This window comes from Kitasatospora sp. RG8, from assembly GCF_017813315.1.
Classification (GTDB): domain Bacteria; phylum Actinomycetota; class Actinomycetes; order Streptomycetales; family Streptomycetaceae; genus Kitasatospora.
Map to the genome: position 1 here is coordinate 37,018 of NZ_JAGIYX010000033.1, position 18,133 is coordinate 55,150.

An 18,133-nucleotide genomic window follows, 5' to 3' on the forward strand; every position below is an offset into this window, starting at 1 on the left:
GCGGAGACCTCAGGCCTCCGAGGAGGCCTGAGGTCTCACCCGAACGGAGTGGGGGACGGCCGGGGACGATCGGTGACGACGTGCGCGAGCACGTCCGCCCGATCGCCCGGACGTCCCCCGGCTCCGTTCGGCCAGGGGCCGGAGGTCCGGAGCGACGCCGCGGGCGAGGTCGTAGTGGTGCGGCTAGCGTGGGACGCATGGGCTCAGCCGTGGAACTGGATGTCGCCGGGCGCACCGTCCGGCTGTCGAACCCGGACAAGGTGTACTACCCGGAGCGCGGGTTCACGAAGCTGGACGTCGCGCAGTACTACCTGGCGGTAGCGGACGGGGTGCTGCGCGGACTGCGGGACCGGCCGACCACGCTCCAGCGGTTCCCGGACGGGGTGGAGGGCGAGTTCTTCTACCAGAAGCGGGCACCGAAGGGCCTGCCGGAGTGGCTCCCGACGGCGCGGATCGCCTTCCCGAGCGGGCGGTCGGCCGACGAGATCTGCCCGACCGAGCCGGCGGCGGTGCTCTGGGCGGCCAATCTGGGCTGTCTGACCTTCCACCCGTGGCCGGTGCGGCGCGGCGACACCGACCACCTCGACGAGCTGCGGATCGACCTCGACCCGCAGCCCGGCACCGACTTCCACGACGCGGTGCGGGTGGCGCACGAGTTGCGTGCGCTGCTGGAGGAGTCGGGGCTGCGCGGCTGGCCGAAGACCTCCGGGGGGCGCGGGCTGCACGTGTACGTGCCGTTGGAGCCGCAGTGGACGTTCACCGACGGCCGGCACGCCGTGATCGCGCTGGGCCGGGTGCTGGAACAGCGGCTGCCGGGCCGGGTGACCACGGCCTGGTGGAAGGAGGAGCGCGGCGAGCGGATCTTCGTGGACTACAACCAGATGGCCCGGGACCGGACCATCGCCTCGGCGTACTCGCTGCGGGCCCGTCCGCGGGCGACGGCGTCGGCACCGCTGCGCTGGGAAGAGCTGGACGACGCCGCGCCGGAGGACTTCGACCTGCGCACGCTGCCGCCGCGGTTCGCCGAACTGGGCGATCTCCAGGCGGAGATGGACGACAAGGCGTACCGGCTGGACGGGCTGCTGGAGCTGTACGAGCGGCAGCTGCGGGACGAGGGCATGGGTGAGCTGCCGTACCCGCCGGACCATCCGAAGGCGGCGGGTGAGCCGACCAGGGTGCAGCCGAGCCGGGCTCGGAAGTCGTGATCACCGGCCGGGGGTGATCACGTAGGCTGTCGGCCCTCGAAGGATCATGCACACGGGGAGGGGTTCCGGGGTGGACGGGCGCGGGGTGGACGGGCGCGGGGTGGACGGGCACGGGTTGCGGGGGATTCTGGCGGACGCGGCGCGCGGGGTGTTCCCGCCGCCGGACGGGTCGGTGACGGTGGTGCCGCAGCCGTCGCCGCGCGAGGCCGGGGTGCTGTCGTTCTCCGCGCACGCGGTGGTGTTCACCGACGAGGACCCGGCCTGGGTGCACGCGGCGCTCGCCGCGGTGCCGAGCGACCCGCTGGCCGCGCCGCTCTGCCCGCCCTTCCTGACCGCGTTCACCGAGCGGACCGGCCGGGTGGCCGGCAACATCGACCTGCTGACGGTGGCCGGCCGGCTGCCCGGTGAGCCGCCGCTGGCACTGGAGCCGGTGACGGACCGGGAGCACCCCCGGGTGGTGCGCGCCCTGCGGTACCGGGAGGACGTGCGGGTGTTCACCGTGGACGGCGGGGTGCTGGTCCTCGGCCGCGGGGTGGCCGGGCGGTGGGAGTGCGCCATCGAGGTGGACGAACAGGCGCGGGGCCGCGGCCTGGGGCGCGCGCTGGCGGTGAGCGCCCGGCATCTGCTGCCGGAGGGCGAGTGGATCTGGGCGCAGCAGGCGCCGGGCAACGCGACGAGCGTGCGGGCGTTCCAGGCGGCCGGGTACCGGCCGGTCGGCGCGGAGACGCTGCTGGTGGTGGGGCGGCCGTGAGCGGGGCATCGGCCGGGTCGCCGGTGGTCGTTCCGGCGGAGGTCCGGTCCCGGCTGGTGGTCCGGTTCGGGCCGTCGGCAGACGCCTGGTGCGAGGCCCTGCCGTCGCTGGTGGCCGGGCTGGCCGCCCGCTGGGGCCTGACCGTGCGGGCGGGCGGCGGGGGCGGGACGGCCCGGGTGTTCCGCTGTGACCGCGGGGACGGGCGGACCGTCTGGCTGAAGCTGACGCCCGACCCCGAGGTGGCCCGGCAGGAGGCGGTGGCCCTGCGCGCGTGGGCGGGGCTGCCGTCGGTGGTGCGGCTGCTGGAGGAGGACGTGGCAGCGGGCGCCCTGCTGCTGGACGACGTGAGCCCCGGGCCGACGCTGCGGCAGCGGGAGTGGCGGCCGGCCGAGGTGGCTGCGGTGCTCGGCGCGTTGCGGTCGGTGCCGGTGGCGGGGCTCGCGCTGGCGCCGCTGGCCGAGCGGGTGGAGTTCCTCTTCGACCTCACCGAGCGGCGGGTGCCGGGCGCGGTGCCGCCCGGGGCGCGGGCGTTCGCGCGGGAGCTGGCCGCCGGCGGCCCGGTGGCGCTGGTCCACGGGGACCTGCACCCGGGCAACGTGCTGGACGGCCCGGGCGGGCCGGTGGCGATCGACCCGCGGCCGTCCCTCGGGGACCCGGACTTCGACCTGGTGGACTGGGTGCTCGACGGTGCCACCGGCCTGCCCGGGCTGGAGCGGCGGATCGCCGGCCTGGCCGCACTGGTCCCGGGCTCGGATCCGCAGCGGGTGCTCGACTGGTGCCGGGCCTGTGCCGTGATGGTCGCCGCGCCGCGGGTGGCGGCCGGGCGGCAGGACGCGGAGACGGCGTTCCTGGCGGAGCTGGCCGGGCTCTGAGCCCGGCCGGGGCGGCGGCGCCCCGGCCGGGCCGAGGCCGCCCGTCAGGACACCTCCCCGCCGCCGGCCTTGCCGGAAAGGAACAGGCAGAGGACGGCGAGGCCGATCAGCAGGCCGACGGCCCGGGGCAGAGAGGGATAGATCCAGTTCCAGTTGCTCACGTCGGTGAACGCGGAACCGACCAGGAGAACCCCCGCCGGAAGCACGACGAGGCCGGCCAGGGTCAGCGCCAGCCAGTACGACACCGCACGCTCGCCCGTCGGGTGGCACTCCCCGGCCTCGCACCACACCGGGGCGATCAGGCCCCACGGCGGCACGTCCTCCTCGAACGTGTAGGTGTAGACGGGTTCGCCGTCGTCGGGGATGAACTTGCCCGGGCAGGTGTCGCGTGCGGTCTCCTGCCCGGGCGGGCAGATGTGGAGGACGTACCAGCCCCGGGTGTCCGAGAGTCCGGCGGCCTGGCCGAGCCGGGACGCGGTGTGGGCGACGGCCAGGCACCCGAGCCCGAACACCACCAGCCCCGCGACCGCCAGGAGCAGCCTTCCGAGGAGCCACCGCGCCCCTCGCCGCGCATCTCGCATCGACTCTCCCCCGCCGGTCCGCGCCGTCCTCTCCCGGGACGCCCCGGACCCGGCGGGCGGTTGCGGTCAGCGCGTGGCACCCGCCGGGGCGAGCGAGGCGATGATCCGCACCGCATCAGTGATCTGAGCGTCCGTCAGGTCACCGCGGGCGGTCAGCCGGAGGCGGGAGATGCCGTCCGGGACGGAGGGCGGACGGAAGCAGCCGACGGCGAGCCCGGCCCGGCGGCAGTCGGCGGCCCACGCGACGGCGGCCTCCGGGCCGGGGGCCCGGACCGAGACGACGGCCGCATCCGGGGTGGAGGCGTGCAGGCCGGCCGCGGTCAGCCGGTCGGCGAGGGTGCGGGCGACCTCGCGGGCCCGGTCGGCGCGCTGCGGCTCGGCGCGCAGCAGCCGCAGCGCGCCGAGGGCGGCGCCGGCGGCGGCCGGGGCGAGGCCGGTGTCGAAGATGAAGGTGCGGGCGGTCTCGGTGAGGTGGCGGATCACCCGGCGCGGGCCGAGCACCGCGCCGCCCTGCGAGCCGAGCGACTTGGAGAGGGTGACGGTCGCGACGGTGTCCGGCTCGCCGGCGAGGCCGGCGGCGGCCAGGGCGCCGCTGCCGCCGGGGCCGAGGACGCCGAGCCCGTGCGCGTCGTCCACCAGCAGCGCGGCGCCGGCCGAGCGGGCGGCGGCGGAGAGTTCGGGCAGCCGGGCGGCGTTGCCGTCGACCGAGAAGACGGAGTCGGTGACCACCAGCGCCCGGCGCCGGGTGCGACCGGCGAGCGCGGCGCGGACGGCGTCGGGGTCGCTGTGCGGGGCGCGGTGGACGTCGCCGCGGGCGAGCCGGCAGCCGTCGATCAGCGAGGCGTGGTTGTACGCGTCGGAGACGATCAGGGTGTCCGGGTCGGTGAGCGCGGTCAGCGCGGCCAGGTTGGCGGTGTACCCGGAGGAGAACACCAGCGCCGCCTCCACCCCGCAGAACTCGGCCAGCTCGTCCTCGAGTTCGGTGTGCAGCGCGGTGGTACCGGTGACCAGCCGGGAACCGGTGGCGCCGCCGCCCCAGCGCAGCGCGGCGTCGGCGGCGGCCCGGGTGACGGCCGGGTGGCGGGTCAGCCCGAGGTAGTCGTTGCCGGCGAGGTCGAGCACCGGGTCCTCCGCCGGGCGGCTGCGCAGCGTCCGGGTCAGGCCGGCGCGGGCGCGCAGTTCGGCCGTCTCGTCGAGCCAGTCGAAGACGGCGGCCGGGGCCGGGGTGTCGGCGGGGCCGGGGGCGCCGCCCGGGGCGAGGACGGACGGTTCGGACGCGGTGCGGTGGGCCATGATCGGCACTCTGGCACGCGGGGCGCCGGCGGGCAATGTGCGTCTGGGCACACCCTCGACGGGTCCTGTTGTCCGGTTCCGCGCTGCCCCCGTGCGGTCCGTGCAGCCCGTGACCGGCTTCCCGCGGCCCGTTGCGGTGCGTGCGGCCCCGGTCCGGCTTCCCGCGGCCCGTTGCGGTGCGTGCGGCCCCGTCCGGTCCGTATTGCCCCCGTCCCGCTTCCCGCGGCTCGTCCGGTCCGTGCATCCCGTCCGGTGCGGCGGGCCTGGCGGCCGCCGCGACCGCAGCCGCCGCGGAAGGGCCGACGCCCGGTGCCGAAGGGCGCCCCCCGGCCAAGTGCGACCACTCAGTGCGACCAGTAGGGGTCGTCCACCGGGGTGGCCGGGCCACTGCCCCGGTTTCCGTACACGCGGTCGGCGGCGGCCTCGACGCCTTTCTGCTCGGCCGCGATCTCCACCTCCGTGGTCTGCGAGAGGGTCGCACTGCCGGAGTCCTCCAGCCGGACGGTGAGCCGGACGCCCTCGGGCGAGGTGGCGGTGTGCTCGGTCCGGTACCCGGCCGACGGGCGGTGCCCGAACTCCCGGCTCTGGATGTCGCGATAGCCGTTGCGGGCCCAGTAGTCGGTGATCGCCGCGGCGAGGGCGGGGTGCCGGCCGGCCGCGACGGTGGTGGTCAGCCGCAGCGAGCGCGAGACGGAGGTGAGCGGGCTGCGGGTCCCGTCCATGTAGTGGCTGCCGGGCAGGACCAGGTAGCCGCTGTCGCGGTACCGGACGGCGGGGGTGATGCCGTTGACCGTCCCGGTCAGCGCCCGCTCGGTGCGGTCGCGGCACTCGGCGGCCGTCATCAGCGGCCGTTCGTCGGCGGTCTTCTCGCCCAGCTCGTGGTTGAGCCAGACACCGAAACCCATGATCAACGCCATGACCAGCAGCATGCCCGCGAGGAGGGCGCCCAGCACGACGCGGACGATGCGCAGGGCCAGGCCGCCGGCCCGCCCGTCCGTCGCCGCCGACGTCGTGGCCGTCGCGCCGGCCGTCCCCGGCCCCTCCACCGTCGCCGCGGAACCCGCCGTCTCGGCCATGCCCGTTCCCCCTACCAACCGGTACGTTCTTCCGCGCCGACAGTAGCCGCGCGGCCGGTCCGGGCACCTGAGTACGCGTACTCAACCGCGCCGCCGCGCCCTCCGGCGGCCGTCGGGCGCCCGAGCGGACGGCCGCGGGCTTTGCCGGGCGTGGGCGCGAACAGGCAAGATAGCCGGGTGACCCTCCTTGACCTGATGCCGAAGCCCGCTACTCCCGACGCTCTGTACGAGACCTTCGCCGCCTGGGCGGAGGAGCGCGGGATCACGCTGTACCCGGCGCAGGAGGAGGCACTGATCGAGCTGGTGTCGGGGAACAACGTGATCCTGGCGACGCCGACCGGCTCCGGAAAGAGCCTGGTGGCGGCTGGGGCGCACTTCGCGGCGCTGGCGGAGGGCAAGCGGACCTTCTACACCGCGCCGATCAAGGCGCTGGTGTCGGAGAAGTTCTTCGACCTGTGCAAGGTGTTCGGCACCGAGCAGGTCGGCATGATGACCGGTGACGCGAGCGTCAACCCGACCGCGCCGATCATCTGCTGCACCGCCGAGGTGCTGGCGCAGATCGCGCTGCGGGACGGCGCGCGGGCCGACATCGGCCAGGTGGTGATGGACGAGTTCCACTTCTACGCGGAGCCGGACCGCGGCTGGGCCTGGCAGATCCCGCTGCTGGAGCTGCCGCAGGTGCAGTTCCTGCTGATGTCGGCGACGCTCGGCGACGTCCGCCGCTTCGAGGAGGACCTCACCCGCCGCACCGGCCGGCCCACCACCGTCGTCCGCTCCGCGACGCGTCCCGTGCCGCTGTTCTACGAGTACCGCCGCACCACCCTGCACGACACGCTGGAGGAGCTGCTGAAGACGGGTCAGGCGCCCGTCTACGTCGTGCACTTCACGCAGAAGGAGGCGGTGGAGCGGGCGCAGTCGCTGATGAGCATCAACATGTGCTCGAAGGCGGAGAAGGACGCCATCGCCGACCTGATCGGCGGTTTCCGCTTCACCACCAAGTTCGGCCGCAACCTGTCCCGGTTCGTGCGGCACGGCATCGGCGTGCACCACGCCGGCATGCTGCCCAAGTACCGCCGGCTGGTCGAACGCCTCGCCCAGGCGGGCCTGTTGAAGGTGATCTGCGGGACGGACACGCTCGGCGTGGGCGTCAACGTGCCGATCCGCACGGTGCTGTTCACCGCGCTGTCCAAGTACGACGGCGTGCGGGTGCGCGTCCTGCGGGCCCGTGAGTTCCACCAGATCGCGGGCCGCGCCGGGCGGGCCGGGTTCGACACCGTGGGGCAGGTCGTCGCGCAGGCGCCGGAACACGTGATCGAGAACGACAAGGCCGTCGCCAAGGCGGGCGACGACCCGAAGAAGAAGCGCAAGATCGTCCGGAAGAAGGCGCCGGAGGGCTTCGTCGGCTGGTCGGAGGAGACCTTCGAGCGGCTGATCGCCGCCGACCCGGAGCCGCTGGTCTCGCGTTTCAAGGTGAGCCACGCGATGCTGCTGTCGGTGATCGGCCGGCCCGGCAACGCCTTCGAGGCCATGCGCAAGCTGCTCACCGACAACCACGAGGACCGCGCCGCCCAGCGCCGGCACATCCGCACCACCATCGCCATCTACCGCTCGCTCCTGGAGGGCGGCGTGGTGGAGCGGCTGGACGAGCCGGACTCCGAGGGCCGGATCGTCCGCCTCACCCTGGACCTCCAGGAGAACTTCGCGCTCAACCAGCCGCTGTCCACCTTCGCGCTGGCCTCCTTCGAGCTGCTCGACCCGACCTCGCCGTCGTACGCGATGGACGTCGTCTCCGTCGTCGAGGCGACCCTCGACGACCCGCGCCAGATCCTCGCCTCGCAGCAGAACAAGGCCCGCGGCGAGGCCATCGGCGAGATGAAGCGCGACGGCATCGAGTACGAGGAGCGGATGGAGCGGCTCCAGGAGATCACCTACCCGAAGCCGCTGGAGGAGCTGCTCACCCACGCCTACGAGGTGTACCGCCGGGCGCACCCGTGGATCGGCGACCACGAGCTGCGGCCGAAGTCCGTGGTCCGCGACCTGTACGAGCGGGCGATGACCTTCTCGGACTACGTCGGCCACTACGAGCTCGCCCGGACCGAGGGCATCGTGCTGCGCTACCTGGCCGGCGCGTACAAGGCGCTGGAGCAGACCGTCCCCGAGGACGTGAAGACCGACGACCTCAAGGACGTCATCGCCTGGCTGGGCGAGCTGGTGCGCCAGGTCGACTCCAGCCTGCTGGACGAGTGGGAGCAGCTGGCCAACCCGACCGAGCCGCAGGCCGCCGAGGTCACCCTGGACGACAAGCCGGCGCCGGTGACGGCCAACGCGCGGGCGTTCCGGGTGCTGGTGCGCAACGAGATGTTCCGCCGGGTCGAGCTGGCGGCGCTGGAGCACTACGACGCGCTGGGCGAGCTGGACGGCGAGTACGGCTGGGACGCGGACCGCTGGGCGGACGCGCTCGACGGGTACTGGGAGGAGTACGACGACCTCGGCACCGGCCCGGACGCGCGCGGCCCGAAGATGCTGCTGATCGAGGAGGAGGACTCCTCGTGGCGGGTCCGGCAGATCTTCGACGACCCGTCGGGTGACCACGACTGGGGCATCAGCGCCGAGGTCGACCTCTACGGTTCGGACGAGGAGGGCCGCGCGGTGCTGCGCGTCACCGCGGTGGACCGCCTGGGCGGCTGAGTCTCCGCCGGTCCGGGAGCCCTCGGACGGGGGCTCCCGGGCCGGGGCACCTCGCCGGGGCTCCCGGGCCGGGGTGACCGCCGGACGGCGAGCAAGCAGCCGGGCGGTCACCGGCGGACGCGGGGGACATGAGGGACGCAGGAAGGCCGGGGGTCCGCAGCGTGCGGGCCCCCGGCCTCTCGTGTCCGGGCCCCCGGCCTCTCGTGTCCGGGCTCCTCGGCTCCTCGTGTCCTGGCTCCGGACGGCCCCGACCGGACCCGGGATCCGGGCTCCGGCCGGCCCGGATCAGATCCAGATGAACGGCGCGCCCGCCGCGTAGGACAGCGCCCGGGTGGCCTCGTCCAGTACCTGCTCCGCGCCGGCCGCCGGGCTGGGCGGGACGGCGAGCGGGGTCGCGGAGACCGAGGCCCCCGGGGAGGCGGCCGGCGAACCGCCGTGGCCCTCGACCGGCCGCGAGCTGGTGACGGTCACGTGCCGGCCGACCGCCTCGACGCGCTGCTCCGTACCGGGCTTGGCGCTGCCGGCGGGCAGGGCGGGGGCGGTGGAGGCGTCCGGGAGGATGAAGGCGAGCGCGCCCGGCTTGGCCCGCAGCGCCTCGGCGGCCTTGGTGGCGGCGGCCTGGTCGGCGAAGCGCAGCAGGGTGACGCTGCTGAGCACCGGCTTGTCCTGGCCGGCGAAGCTGACGGTCAGGTAGCCCTGGCAGCCGCTCTCGCGGAACAGGTCCTGGGCGCGGTCCTGGAGGGCCTCGGCGCAGTTCTCGCCCTGGCGGACGCCGGAGCGCTTGCCCTTGTAGGCGCCGACCTCGACCACCCGCTGGGCGGGGAAGAGGGAGTCGACGTTGAGCCCCTCGGGGTCGGCGCCGCTGCGCGGGGGCGGGGAGCCGACCACCTTCGGTGTCTTGGTCGCGTCCTTGCTGGACGGGCCGAGGCCGGGTATGAAGTCGCCGGGCGTCGGGCGGGTGATGATCCAGCCGCCGGCCGCCACGACACCGACCACCACGATCCAGCCCACGACGCGGCGGGCGCCGACTCTCCTGGCCGGCCGCCGGTACGCGCCGCCCGGCTGGTCGGTTCCGTGGTCTCCCGGTGACGGGGTGCGCTCCCCCTGCGTGGTCATGGCGCAGATTCTAAGCAGTCCGCAGGTGGTGGAGATCACGGGGGAGGGCCCGTGACGATCACCCGCGCCGGGGCCGGAGAGCTCCGCGACCGGGGACGTGACATGTACCACTACCGTGAGCTTCGACACTGTGACAACTCGCACATCCTCCCGGAGATCTTCTGGTGGGTTTCCTCTGGCGTCGCCCGTCGGCCACCAGGCAGGATCAGGCCCATGGATCTGCTCGATACCCTCACCGCCAAGGGCCTGCGCGGCGAAGCCCCGACCCGCGAGGAGGCGCTCGCCGTCCTCGCCACCACCGACGACGAGCTGCTGGACGTCGTCGCGGCCGCCGGGCGGGTGCGCCGGCAGTGGTTCGGCCGCCGGGTGAAGCTCAACTACCTGGTGAACCTGAAGAGCGGGCTCTGCCCGGAGGACTGCTCGTACTGCTCGCAGCGGCTGGGCTCCAAGGCCGAGATCCTCAAGTACACCTGGCTGAAGCCGGACCAGGCCGCCGAGGCCGCGAAGGCCGGCGTCGCCGGCGGCGCCAAGCGCGTCTGCCTGGTGGCCAGCGGCCGCGGCCCGACGGACCGTGACATCGACCGGGTGGCCGACACCATCTCCGCCATCAAGGACGCCGACCCGGCCGTCGAGATCTGCGCCTGCCTGGGCCTGCTCTCCGACAACCAGGCCGAGCGGCTGAAGGCGGCCGGCGCCGACGCCTACAACCACAACCTGAACACCTCCGAGGGCACCTACGGCGACATCGCCACCACCCACACCTACGCGGACCGGGTGGACACCGTCCAGAAGGCGCACGGCGCGGGCCTGTCGGCCTGCTCCGGCCTGATCGCGGGCATGGGCGAGAGCGACGAGGACCTCGTGGACGTGGTCTTCGCGCTGCGCGAGCTGGGCTCGGACTCGGTGCCGGTCAACTTTCTCATCCCGTTCGAGGGCACCCCGCTGGCCAAGGAGTGGAACCTCACCCCGCAGCGCTGCCTGCGCATCCTGGCGATGGTGCGCTTCGTCAACCCGGACACCGAGGTGCGGATCGCGGGCGGCCGCGAGGTCCACCTGCGCACGCTCCAGCCGCTGGGCCTGCACCTCGCCAACTCCATCTTCCTCGGCGACTACCTGACCAGCGAGGGCCAGGCCGGGCAGGCCGACCTCGACATGATCAAGGACGCGGGCTTCGAGGTCGAGGGCGCCGGCGAGGCCACCCTGCCCCGGCACCGGGCCGACGTCGCCGCCGCGGTGGCCACGGGCGGCGCCTGCGGGACCGGCGGCGGCTGCGGGCCGTGCGGCGGGCACGGCGAGGTCTCCGCCGACGCGACCGGCGAGGAGGAGGCCGACGGCGGTGCGCACGGGTGCGGCCCCTGCGGCGGGCATGCCGTGGCGGCCCCTGCCGAGGACGCGGCCGAGAGCGCGGCCGAGAGCGCGGCCGAGAGCGCGGCCGAGAACCCCAACGACGAGCTGCGCAGCGACCTGGTCCGGGTCCGGCGCCGTGGCGCCGGCACCGAGCTGGCGCCCAACGCCTGACCGCTGCAAGGGAATCCATCATCATGGCTCAGCCTTCCGACCCCGCACGCCCCGCCGGGGCCCTGCCCACCGCCGCCCTGCCCACCGACGCCCTGCTCGCCCTCGACCGGGCGCACGTCTGGCACCCGTACGGGCCGATGCCCGGCACCGCCACCCCGTACGTGGTGGAGTCCGCGTCCGGGGTGCGGTTGCGGCTCGCCCGACCCGTCGAGGGGAGGGACGAGCTGGTCGACGGGATGTCGTCCTGGTGGGCGGCGATCCACGGCTACGGGCACCCGGTGCTGGACGACGCGGTGCGCGGGCAGCTGGGCCGGATGAGCCACGTCATGTTCGGCGGGCTCACCCACGAGCCCGCCGTCCGGCTGGCCGCGCGGCTGGTGGAGATCACTCCGGAGCCGCTCCAGCACGTCTTCCTGGCCGACTCGGGCTCGGTGGCCGTCGAGGTCGCGATGAAGATGTGCCTGCAGTACTGGCAGTCCACCGGACGGCCGGAGAAGCGCCGGCTGCTCACCTGGCGCGGCGGCTACCACGGGGACACCTTCCACCCGATGTCGGTCTGCGACCCGCAGGGCGGCATGCACCACCTGTGGGGCGGGGTACTGCCCGACCAGTTGTTCGCGCCGCAGCCGCCGGCCGGCTTCGACGCGCCGCTGGACGCCGAGTACGCGGCCCGCTTCGACGAGTTGATGGAGCGTCACGCCGGCGAGCTGGCCGCCGTCATCGTCGAGCCGGTGGTGCAGGGCGCCGGCGGGATGCAGTTCCACTCCCCCGCCTATCTGCGGATGCTGCGCGAACTCTGCGACCGCCACGGCGTGCTGCTGGTCTTCGACGAGATCGCCACCGGCTTCGGCCGCAGCGGCGCCCTGTTCGCGGCCGACCACGCCGGCGTCTCCCCGGACGTCATGTGCCTGGGCAAGGCGATGACCGGCGGCTACCTCACCATGGCCGCCGCGCTCTGCACCGGCGAGATCGCAGACGGCATCAGCCGGGGCGAGATGCCCGTCCTGGCGCACGGCCCGACGTTCATGGGCAACCCGCTGGCCGCCGCGGTCGCCAACGCCTCCATCGACCTGCTGCTCGGGCAGGACTGGCAGACCGAGGTGAAGCGGATCGAGACCGGCCTGCGGGACGGCCTGGCGGACGTGGCCGCCCAGCCCGGTGTCCGGGACGTCCGGGTCCTGGGCGCCATCGGCGTCGTGCAGTTGGACCACCCGGTGGACATGGCGGCGGCGACCACCGCCGCCGCCCGGGAAGGCGTCTGGCTGCGCCCGTTCCGGGACCTCGTCTACACCATGCCGCCGTTCGTGACGGGGGACGAGGACGTGGCGCGGATCGCGGCCGCGGTGACCGCTGCGGCGGTGGCCGGATGATCGCCCCTCCCGTGCTCTTCGTCACCGGCACCGGCACCGAGGTCGGCAAGACCGTGACGACGGCCGCCGTCGCGTCGGCGGCCGTCCAGGCCGGCCTGCGGGTCGCCGTGCTCAAGCCCGGCCAGACCGGGGTCGCGCCGGGCGAACCGGGGGACGTCGATGAGGTCGCCCGGCTGGTCGGCGCCCCGCTCGCCGGCCGGCTCACCCTGCGCGAACTCGTCCGCTACCCCGAGCCGCTGGCGCCCGACACGGCCGCCCGCCGGTCCGGACGGCCGTACCTCGACCCCGCCGACACGGCCGCAGCCGCCGCCGAACTGGCCCACGACCACGACCTGGTCCTGGTCGAGGGCGCCGGCGGCCTGCTGGTGCGCTACGACGACGAGGGCCGCACGCTCGCCGACCAGGCCCTCGCCGCCCGCGACCTCGGTCTGCCGGCGCAGCTGCTGCTGGTCGCCACGGCCGGCCTCGGCACGCTCAACACCACCTCGCTGACCGCGGAGGCGCTGGCCGCGCGCGGCCTGCCGCTGTTCGGCGTGGTCATCGGCGCCTGGCCCGGCTCCCCCGGCCTCGCCGACCGCTGCAACCTCGCCGACCTGCCCCGCTCGGCCGGCGCCCCGCTGCTCGGCGCCCTGCCCGAACGGGCGGCCGCCGCGGGGGACTTCGCCGCCGTGGCGCGCGCCTCGCTCGCCCCGGCGCTGCACGGACGGTGGGACGCGGCGGAGTTCGCGAGCACGCATCAGGCTGCGGGCTGACCGGCCGCGGTAGGAGGCCCGGCGGGAGACCCGGTGAGTGGCCCGGTGAGTGGGCCTCCCACCGGGACCGCCGCACGACCCGGCCGGTCCTCCTCAGAGGATGGCCTCGCACACCTGCCCCAGGCGGTGCGCTTCGAGGAAGACGTCGCCCTGGTTCGGGGTGGGCATCGGCATCGTGGCGAAGGCCTTCAGCTCCGCCCGGAACGCCTCCGGGACCTTGAGCAGGTCGGCCAGGAAGAAGAGCCCGCTGCGCAGACCCTCGATGTCCGGGTCGTCCGGCCAGGCTATCGTCACGACGTAGCCGATCGTGTGCAGCAGCCGCCCGAGGGTGAACCAGTTGAACTCCTCGGCCGACGACAGCTCCCGCGCCAGGTCGACCACGCCGTCCATGGCAGCGGCGAACTCCACGACCAGGGCCCTGCCCACCTCGTTCGACTCGGCGGCCGGGATCCTGCTCGTGTAGGCCTCGATCCGCTCGATCTCCGCCGGCGGGAAGCCGAGCGTGCGCAGCGTGTCCAGGAACTCGGCGAGTCGCTCGATGCCGCCCGACGATTCGGACAACGGCGCCAGATGGAGCTTCCAGCCGACGCCGCAGCCGGCCCGGTAGAAGTTCATCCTCCGGTGCCGGTCGATCCCGGGGGCGCCGTTCGGGGCCGTTGGCGGTGCCGCCGCCGGTGCCGCTGCCACTGCCGCCGCGGGCCGGCCGCTCCCCTGGCTGACGCTGCCCTGTTTGCGCTTCTGCTCGGCCCGGGCGGCGGACAGCAGCTGCGCCCATCTCTGCCCGGACTGCCGGGTGGGCGTCTGCCCCGCCTGTCGTTGCAGCCAGGGCACGAACGCCTCGAAGTAGCCGGTGAACCGTTCGCTGGGGACGGAAACCCTGGTCAGCCACCCGTTGATCGTCGAGTCGGAGATCGTGACCGGCGGTACCTGAACCTCGCCCAGCCGGACCGCGGTCTTCAGCGGGGGCGGCCCGGCCGCCTCCCACAGGTCCCGTAGCTCCACCCAGAACCGATCGGCCGCATCATCCACCCGCATGCACGTCCCCCCTGCTCGGACGACCGACGGATGCGGTCGCCGGAAAATCATCAATAAAGGTGCTGGCCAGCATAGTTGGGTCACCGCGGACCGACCACGGATCGCCGGATGTCGCCGGAAGCGGGACAACGGTGTCATCGAAAGGCTCGAACCCGGACCTCGGAGGCTCGCACATGTCCGTCCTGTTCCACCTGCTCCAGAACGGCTCCACCCTGCTCGGCACCGCCGGAACGATCTACGCCGCAACCGTCTCCGCGACCGCCATGACCTCGGCCTTCTCCCGGAACCCGCAGCGCCGGCGCGACGCCCGGGCCTCCCTCGCCCTCCTCCTGCGCCGCTCCCGCGGCCGCTGAGGACCGGTCGGGAGCGGTCAGGCGCGGTCGTGAGCCGTCGTGAGCAGTCAAGGCCGCTCAGGACGGAGCGTCCGGCGACGGCTTCGGCAGGAGGGGGCGGAACCGTCGTCGGACGCGTCGCCGACGACTCCGGCAAGCACTCGGCTTCGCTGGAACGAGTGAAATCGGCGCCCAGGCGGTATACGGGCCCGGCGGGGCTCAATACCGTTCTCGGCATGACAGACGGCCTGACGCTGGACGAGTCCCTCCGGGCCCTCGCCGCACTGGAGGCGGTGTGGAAGGAGGACGACGAGGCGCTGACCGCACTGGCGGCCGGCGGCCCGGGCGAGCAGCCCCTCCCGGGCCTGGTCGCGGCGTACGGCGAGCACGCCATCGACACCCTGATGGCACTCGCCTTCGGCCTGCAATCCGGCATGACCGACGAGGAGCTGGCGGCGCTCACCGATGCCGTGAGCGCCAACATCGGCGCCCGGATGGCCGCCCTGCTCGCCCAGACCCTGCGCGCCTGGGCCGGCACGGCCGCCGCCGACGACCTCGGAGTCACCAGGGCGATCGCCCGCACCGTCATCGACGCCCTGCGGGCGGTCACGGAGGAACCGGGCAAGACGGACGTCCTGCCGCTGCTCGCCACCTTCCGCACGTACGCGCTCAGCCACCCCTGAGGGCTCCGCGGGGAGTTCACGCGCCGCCGCCGGGCAAGCAAACGGCGCCCCGGCCCGGGGGACGCCCGGTACCGCCCCGTCGGCGAGGTTCGTTTCCGCCCGTGAACAGTTGATTGCATCCGTTGCCCCCGCTCCCCCGGCCCGCGCAGGATGGGCCGGTCCCCAGCGTCCGGGCGGGTCACAGGAGGCGATCAACCGTCGTGTCGGGTAAGCAGATTCACCTTGCCGCGTTCTTCCCGGGGATCGGGAACTCCACCGTGTGGTCCGATCCGCAGGCCGGGAGCCAGATCGGCTTCGAGTCGTTCGTCCACCTCGCGAAGACGGCCGAGCGGGGGAAGTTCGACTTCCTCTTCCTCGCCGAGGGCCTGCGGCTCCGGGAGCACAAGGGCGAGACCTACGAGCTGGACGTGGCCGGCCGGCCCGAGTCGCTGACCGTGCTGAGCGCGCTGGCGGCCGTCACCGACCGGCTGGGGCTGGCCGCCACCGTCAACTCGACGTTCAACGAACCGTACGAGGTGGCGCGGCGGTTGGCGACGCTGGACCACCTGAGCGAGGGCCGGGCGGCATGGAACGTGGTGACCAGCTGGGACGAGTTCACCGGGGAGAACTTCCGCCGGGGCGGCTTCCTGGCGGAGGCCGACCGGTACACCCGGGCCGCCGAGTTCCTCGCGACGGCACGGGAGTTGTGGGACAGCTGGGCCGAGGGCGACGTCCTGGCCGACGCCGCGGGCGGACGGTTCGTCCGGGCCGGGGCGGGCGGGTTCGCCCACCGGGGCCGGCACTTCGACATCTCCGGCCGGTTCAACACGCCCCGGCCGCCGCAGGGTCACCCGGTGATCATCCAGGCGGGCGAGTCCCCGCAGGGCCGGGACTTCGCCGCCTCCGACGCCGACGTGATCTTCAGCCGGTACAGCAGGCTCGCCGAGGCCCGGCAGTTCTACCGGGACGTCAAGGGCCGGCTCGCCGCGCACGGCCGCTCACCGGAGCAGCTGAAGATCCTGCCCTCCGCCTCGTACGTGCTCGGCGACACCACGGAGGAAGCGCACGAACGCGCCGCCGCGATCCGCCGGGCGCAGACCGGCCCGCAGACCGCGATCGCCCACCTGGAGGCGATCTGGGGGCGGGACCTCTCCGACCACGACCCCGACGGCCCGCTGCCGGACGTCGACCCCGACCCGGACAGCCTGCTGCTCAAGGGGCACGCCCTGTTCCGGGTCGACCGGGAGGCGACGGCCCGGCAGTGGCGCACGCTCGCGCAGGAGCGGGGGCTGAGCATCCGGGAGCTGGTCACCGAGGTCACCGGACGCCAGACGTTCATCGGGACGGCGCGCGAAGTCGCCGACGCGATCGACGGGTTCGTGCAGAGCGACGGCTCGGACGGCTTCGTCCTCACCCCGCACCTGACCCCGGGCGGGCTGGACGACTTCGTCGACCAGGTGGTGCCGCTGCTCCAGGAGAAGGGCGTGTACCGCACCGACTACACCGGCAGCACGCTCCGCGACCACCTGGGGCTGACGGCCCCGAAGCAGCGGATCCGGGAGGCGACCGCATGACCGGGCAGGGCCGGAACCAGAACCAGGGCCACGTGCAGGGCCGCGAGGACCGGGACGACCAGCAGCCCCCGCAGGACCGCTCCCGCCTGCACCTCGCCGTCGCGCTGGACGGCGCCGGCTGGCACCCCGCCGCGTGGCGCGCCGACGGCGCCCGCCCCGCCGAGCTGTTCACCGCCGGCTACTGGGCCGACCTGGTCGCCGAGGCCGAACGCGGCCTGCTCGACCTCGTCACCCTGGAGGACACCCTCGCCGTCCAGTCCTCCCGCTTCACCGGCCCCGACGACCGGACCGACCAGGTCCGCGGCCGCCTCGACGCGGTGCTGATCGCCGGCCGGATCGCGCCCCTCACCTCGCGGATCGGGCTCGTCCCGACCACCAACATCACCCACACCGAGCCGTTCCACCTCTCCACCGCGCTCGCCACCCTGGACTTCACCAGTCTCGGCCGGGCCGGCTGGCGCCCCCAGCTCTCCTCCCGCGCCGACGACGCGGCCCACTTCGGGCGCCGCACGACCGAGCAGCTCACCGAGGACGACCTCCGCGACCCCGCACTGATCGCCGAGCGCCTGCGACCGCTCTTCGACGAGGCCGCCGACGTGGTCGAGGTGGTCCGGCGGCTCTGGGACAGCTGGGAGGACGACGCCGAGATCCGGGACGCCGGCACCGGCCGTTTCGTCGACCGCACCCGGCTCCACGCGATCGACTTCGACGGCGAGCACTTCAGCGTCCGCGGCCCCTCCATCACCCCGCGCCCGCCGCAGGGCCAACCGCCCGTCGCCGTCCTCGCCCACGCCGCCATCCCGTACGAGCTGGCCGCCAAGGGTGCCGACCTCGTCTTCGTCACCCCGCACTCGCGGTCCGGCACGACAGCGGTGCTGGGCGAGGTCGAGGCGGCCAAGGCCGCCATCGGCCGGCCCACCGACCGGCCGCTCAAGGTCTTCGCCGACCTCCTGGTCCTCCTGGACGAGCAGCCCGGCGCGGCCGCCCGCCGCCGGGAACGGCTCGACGAGCTGGACGGCGCGCCGCTCGGCTCCGACGCCGAGATCTTCACCGGCACGCCCGCCGAACTCGCCGACCTGCTCCTCGACCGCCACGCGGCCGGCCTCGACGGCTTCCGGCTGCGCCCCGCCGAACTGCCGCACGACCTGACCGCGATCACCCGCGGGCTCGTCCCCGAACTGCAACGGCGCGGAGCCTTCCGGACGGCGTACACGGCGGACACCCTCCGCGGCCACCTCGGCCTCCCCCGGCCGACCGGCCGCTACGCATCGGCCCGGTCGGCCGGCTGAGACCCCGCAGGGGTCGTTG

At 74.4% G+C, this 18,133-nt stretch carries 16 protein-coding genes; 11 read left to right on the forward strand and 5 right to left on the reverse strand.

Annotation, left to right across the window (positions count from 1 at the left end):
• Window positions 1–197: 197 nt before the first annotated feature.
• From ligD to J5Y04_RS34490, 3 genes are read left to right on the forward strand one after another with little or no spacing between them, the layout of a single operon-like run.
• Window positions 198–1,205 (forward strand): non-homologous end-joining DNA ligase, encoded by a 1,008-nt coding sequence (gene ligD / locus J5Y04_RS34480; RefSeq protein ID WP_209416483.1) that lies wholly within the window; start codon window positions 198–200, stop codon window positions 1,203–1,205.
• Between the two features lie 46 nt (window positions 1,206–1,251).
• Complete coding sequence (locus J5Y04_RS34485) at window positions 1,252–1,956, forward strand: GNAT family N-acetyltransferase (protein ID WP_245206033.1); 705 nt, start codon at window positions 1,252–1,254, stop codon at window positions 1,954–1,956.
• Window positions 1,953–2,828, forward strand: coding sequence for an aminoglycoside phosphotransferase family protein (locus J5Y04_RS34490; protein WP_209416484.1), 876 nt, complete (start codon window positions 1,953–1,955; stop codon window positions 2,826–2,828). Before J5Y04_RS34485 ends, J5Y04_RS34490 begins: the two co-directional genes overlap by 4 nt.
• Before the next feature lie 44 nt (window positions 2,829–2,872).
• Here the strand turns inward: J5Y04_RS34490 and J5Y04_RS34495 are convergent, their stop codons facing one another.
• The 3 genes from J5Y04_RS34495 to J5Y04_RS34505 all read right to left on the reverse strand — a co-directional run bounded on the left by J5Y04_RS34495 (window position 2,873) and on the right by J5Y04_RS34505 (window position 5,778).
• On the reverse strand, window positions 2,873–3,409 hold the full coding sequence (locus J5Y04_RS34495) for a hypothetical protein (RefSeq protein WP_209416485.1): 537 nt from the start codon (window positions 3,407–3,409) through the stop codon (window positions 2,873–2,875).
• A 66-nt stretch (window positions 3,410–3,475) separates the two neighbouring features.
• On the reverse strand, window positions 3,476–4,702 hold the full coding sequence (locus J5Y04_RS34500) for an 8-amino-7-oxononanoate synthase (RefSeq protein WP_209416486.1): 1,227 nt from the start codon (window positions 4,700–4,702) through the stop codon (window positions 3,476–3,478).
• Window positions 4,703–5,046: 344 nt separating this feature from the next.
• Entirely contained in the window at window positions 5,047–5,778 is a 732-nt protein-coding gene (locus tag J5Y04_RS34505) for a hypothetical protein (RefSeq protein WP_209416487.1), read from the reverse strand.
• A gap of 195 nt (window positions 5,779–5,973) precedes the next feature.
• Between J5Y04_RS34505 and J5Y04_RS34510 the strand changes: the two genes are divergently transcribed.
• Window positions 5,974–8,466 carry an RNA helicase gene (locus J5Y04_RS34510; protein ID WP_245206053.1) on the forward strand — a complete coding sequence of 831 codons (2,493 nt, stop codon included), beginning with the start codon at window positions 5,974–5,976 and terminating at the stop codon, window positions 8,464–8,466.
• 285 nt (window positions 8,467–8,751) lie between these two features.
• On the opposite strand, the gene J5Y04_RS34515 is transcribed toward J5Y04_RS34510, so the two are convergent.
• Window positions 8,752–9,582, reverse strand: a complete 831-nt coding sequence (locus tag J5Y04_RS34515; protein ID WP_209416489.1) for a hypothetical protein — start codon at window positions 9,580–9,582, stop codon at window positions 8,752–8,754.
• 213 nt (window positions 9,583–9,795) lie between these two features.
• Between J5Y04_RS34515 and bioB the strand changes: the two genes are divergently transcribed.
• The 3 genes from bioB to bioD are packed head-to-tail and all read left to right on the forward strand — an operon-like array spanning window position 9,796 to window position 13,222.
• Window positions 9,796–11,100 (forward strand): biotin synthase BioB, encoded by a 1,305-nt coding sequence (gene bioB, locus J5Y04_RS34520; protein ID WP_209416490.1) that lies wholly within the window; start codon window positions 9,796–9,798, stop codon window positions 11,098–11,100.
• 23 nt (window positions 11,101–11,123) lie between these two features.
• Window positions 11,124–12,470 (forward strand): adenosylmethionine--8-amino-7-oxononanoate transaminase, encoded by a 1,347-nt coding sequence (locus J5Y04_RS34525; protein WP_209416491.1) that lies wholly within the window; start codon window positions 11,124–11,126, stop codon window positions 12,468–12,470.
• Window positions 12,467–13,222, forward strand: coding sequence for a dethiobiotin synthase (gene bioD, locus J5Y04_RS34530; protein WP_209416492.1), 756 nt, complete (start codon window positions 12,467–12,469; stop codon window positions 13,220–13,222). The genes J5Y04_RS34525 and bioD overlap by 4 nt, the downstream gene beginning before the upstream one ends.
• A 93-nt stretch (window positions 13,223–13,315) precedes the next feature.
• Here bioD and J5Y04_RS34535 read toward each other — a convergent pair whose 3' ends face one another.
• Window positions 13,316–14,257 carry a hypothetical protein gene (locus tag J5Y04_RS34535; RefSeq protein WP_209416493.1) on the reverse strand — a complete coding sequence of 314 codons (942 nt, stop codon included), beginning with the start codon at window positions 14,255–14,257 and terminating at the stop codon, window positions 13,316–13,318.
• Window positions 14,258–14,430: 173 nt separating this feature from the next.
• Here J5Y04_RS34535 and J5Y04_RS34540 point away from each other — a divergent pair, with 173 nt between their 5' ends.
• The 4 genes from J5Y04_RS34540 (at window position 14,431) to J5Y04_RS34555 (ending at window position 18,114) form a co-directional block, all read left to right on the forward strand.
• The gene (locus tag J5Y04_RS34540; RefSeq protein ID WP_209416494.1) at window positions 14,431–14,610 is read left to right on the forward strand and encodes a hypothetical protein; all 180 of its coding nucleotides are present in this window, start codon (window positions 14,431–14,433) and stop codon (window positions 14,608–14,610) included.
• Between the two features lie 215 nt (window positions 14,611–14,825).
• Window positions 14,826–15,272: a hypothetical protein gene (locus J5Y04_RS34545; protein ID WP_209416495.1), complete on the forward strand. Its 447-nt coding sequence runs from the start codon at window positions 14,826–14,828 to the stop codon at window positions 15,270–15,272.
• A gap of 200 nt (window positions 15,273–15,472) precedes the next feature.
• On the forward strand, window positions 15,473–16,825 hold the full coding sequence (locus J5Y04_RS34550) for an NtaA/DmoA family FMN-dependent monooxygenase (RefSeq protein ID WP_307853453.1): 1,353 nt from the start codon (window positions 15,473–15,475) through the stop codon (window positions 16,823–16,825).
• Window positions 16,822–18,114 carry an LLM class flavin-dependent oxidoreductase gene (locus J5Y04_RS34555; protein ID WP_209416496.1) on the forward strand — a complete coding sequence of 431 codons (1,293 nt, stop codon included), beginning with the start codon at window positions 16,822–16,824 and terminating at the stop codon, window positions 18,112–18,114. Before J5Y04_RS34550 ends, J5Y04_RS34555 begins: the two co-directional genes overlap by 4 nt.
• Window positions 18,115–18,133: the final 19 nt, after the last annotated feature.

Bases quoted from the DNA above. Each gene is read 5' to 3' on its own strand.
- J5Y04_RS34510 (WP_245206053.1), top strand. From the start codon at position 5,974: ATGCCGAAGCCCGCTACTCCCGACGCTCTGTACGAGACCTTCGCCGCC.
- J5Y04_RS34485 (WP_245206033.1), top strand. From the start codon at position 1,252: ATGCACACGGGGAGGGGTTCCGGGGTGGACGGGCGCGGGGTGGACGGG.
- J5Y04_RS34500 (WP_209416486.1), bottom strand. From the start codon at position 4,702: ATGGCCCACCGCACCGCGTCCGAACCGTCCGTCCTCGCCCCGGGCGGC.
- J5Y04_RS34540 (WP_209416494.1), top strand. From the start codon at position 14,431: ATGTCCGTCCTGTTCCACCTGCTCCAGAACGGCTCCACCCTGCTCGGC.
- J5Y04_RS34515 (WP_209416489.1), bottom strand. From the start codon at position 9,582: ATGACCACGCAGGGGGAGCGCACCCCGTCACCGGGAGACCACGGAACC.
- J5Y04_RS34495 (WP_209416485.1), bottom strand. From the start codon at position 3,409: ATGCGAGATGCGCGGCGAGGGGCGCGGTGGCTCCTCGGAAGGCTGCTC.
- bioB (WP_209416490.1), top strand. From the start codon at position 9,796: ATGGATCTGCTCGATACCCTCACCGCCAAGGGCCTGCGCGGCGAAGCC.
- J5Y04_RS34525 (WP_209416491.1), top strand. From the start codon at position 11,124: ATGGCTCAGCCTTCCGACCCCGCACGCCCCGCCGGGGCCCTGCCCACC.
- J5Y04_RS34555 (WP_209416496.1), top strand. From the start codon at position 16,822: ATGACCGGGCAGGGCCGGAACCAGAACCAGGGCCACGTGCAGGGCCGC.
- ligD (WP_209416483.1), top strand. From the start codon at position 198: ATGGGCTCAGCCGTGGAACTGGATGTCGCCGGGCGCACCGTCCGGCTG.
- J5Y04_RS34535 (WP_209416493.1), bottom strand. From the start codon at position 14,257: ATGCGGGTGGATGATGCGGCCGATCGGTTCTGGGTGGAGCTACGGGAC.
- J5Y04_RS34505 (WP_209416487.1), bottom strand. From the start codon at position 5,778: ATGGCCGAGACGGCGGGTTCCGCGGCGACGGTGGAGGGGCCGGGGACG.
- bioD (WP_209416492.1), top strand. From the start codon at position 12,467: ATGATCGCCCCTCCCGTGCTCTTCGTCACCGGCACCGGCACCGAGGTC.
- J5Y04_RS34545 (WP_209416495.1), top strand. From the start codon at position 14,826: ATGACAGACGGCCTGACGCTGGACGAGTCCCTCCGGGCCCTCGCCGCA.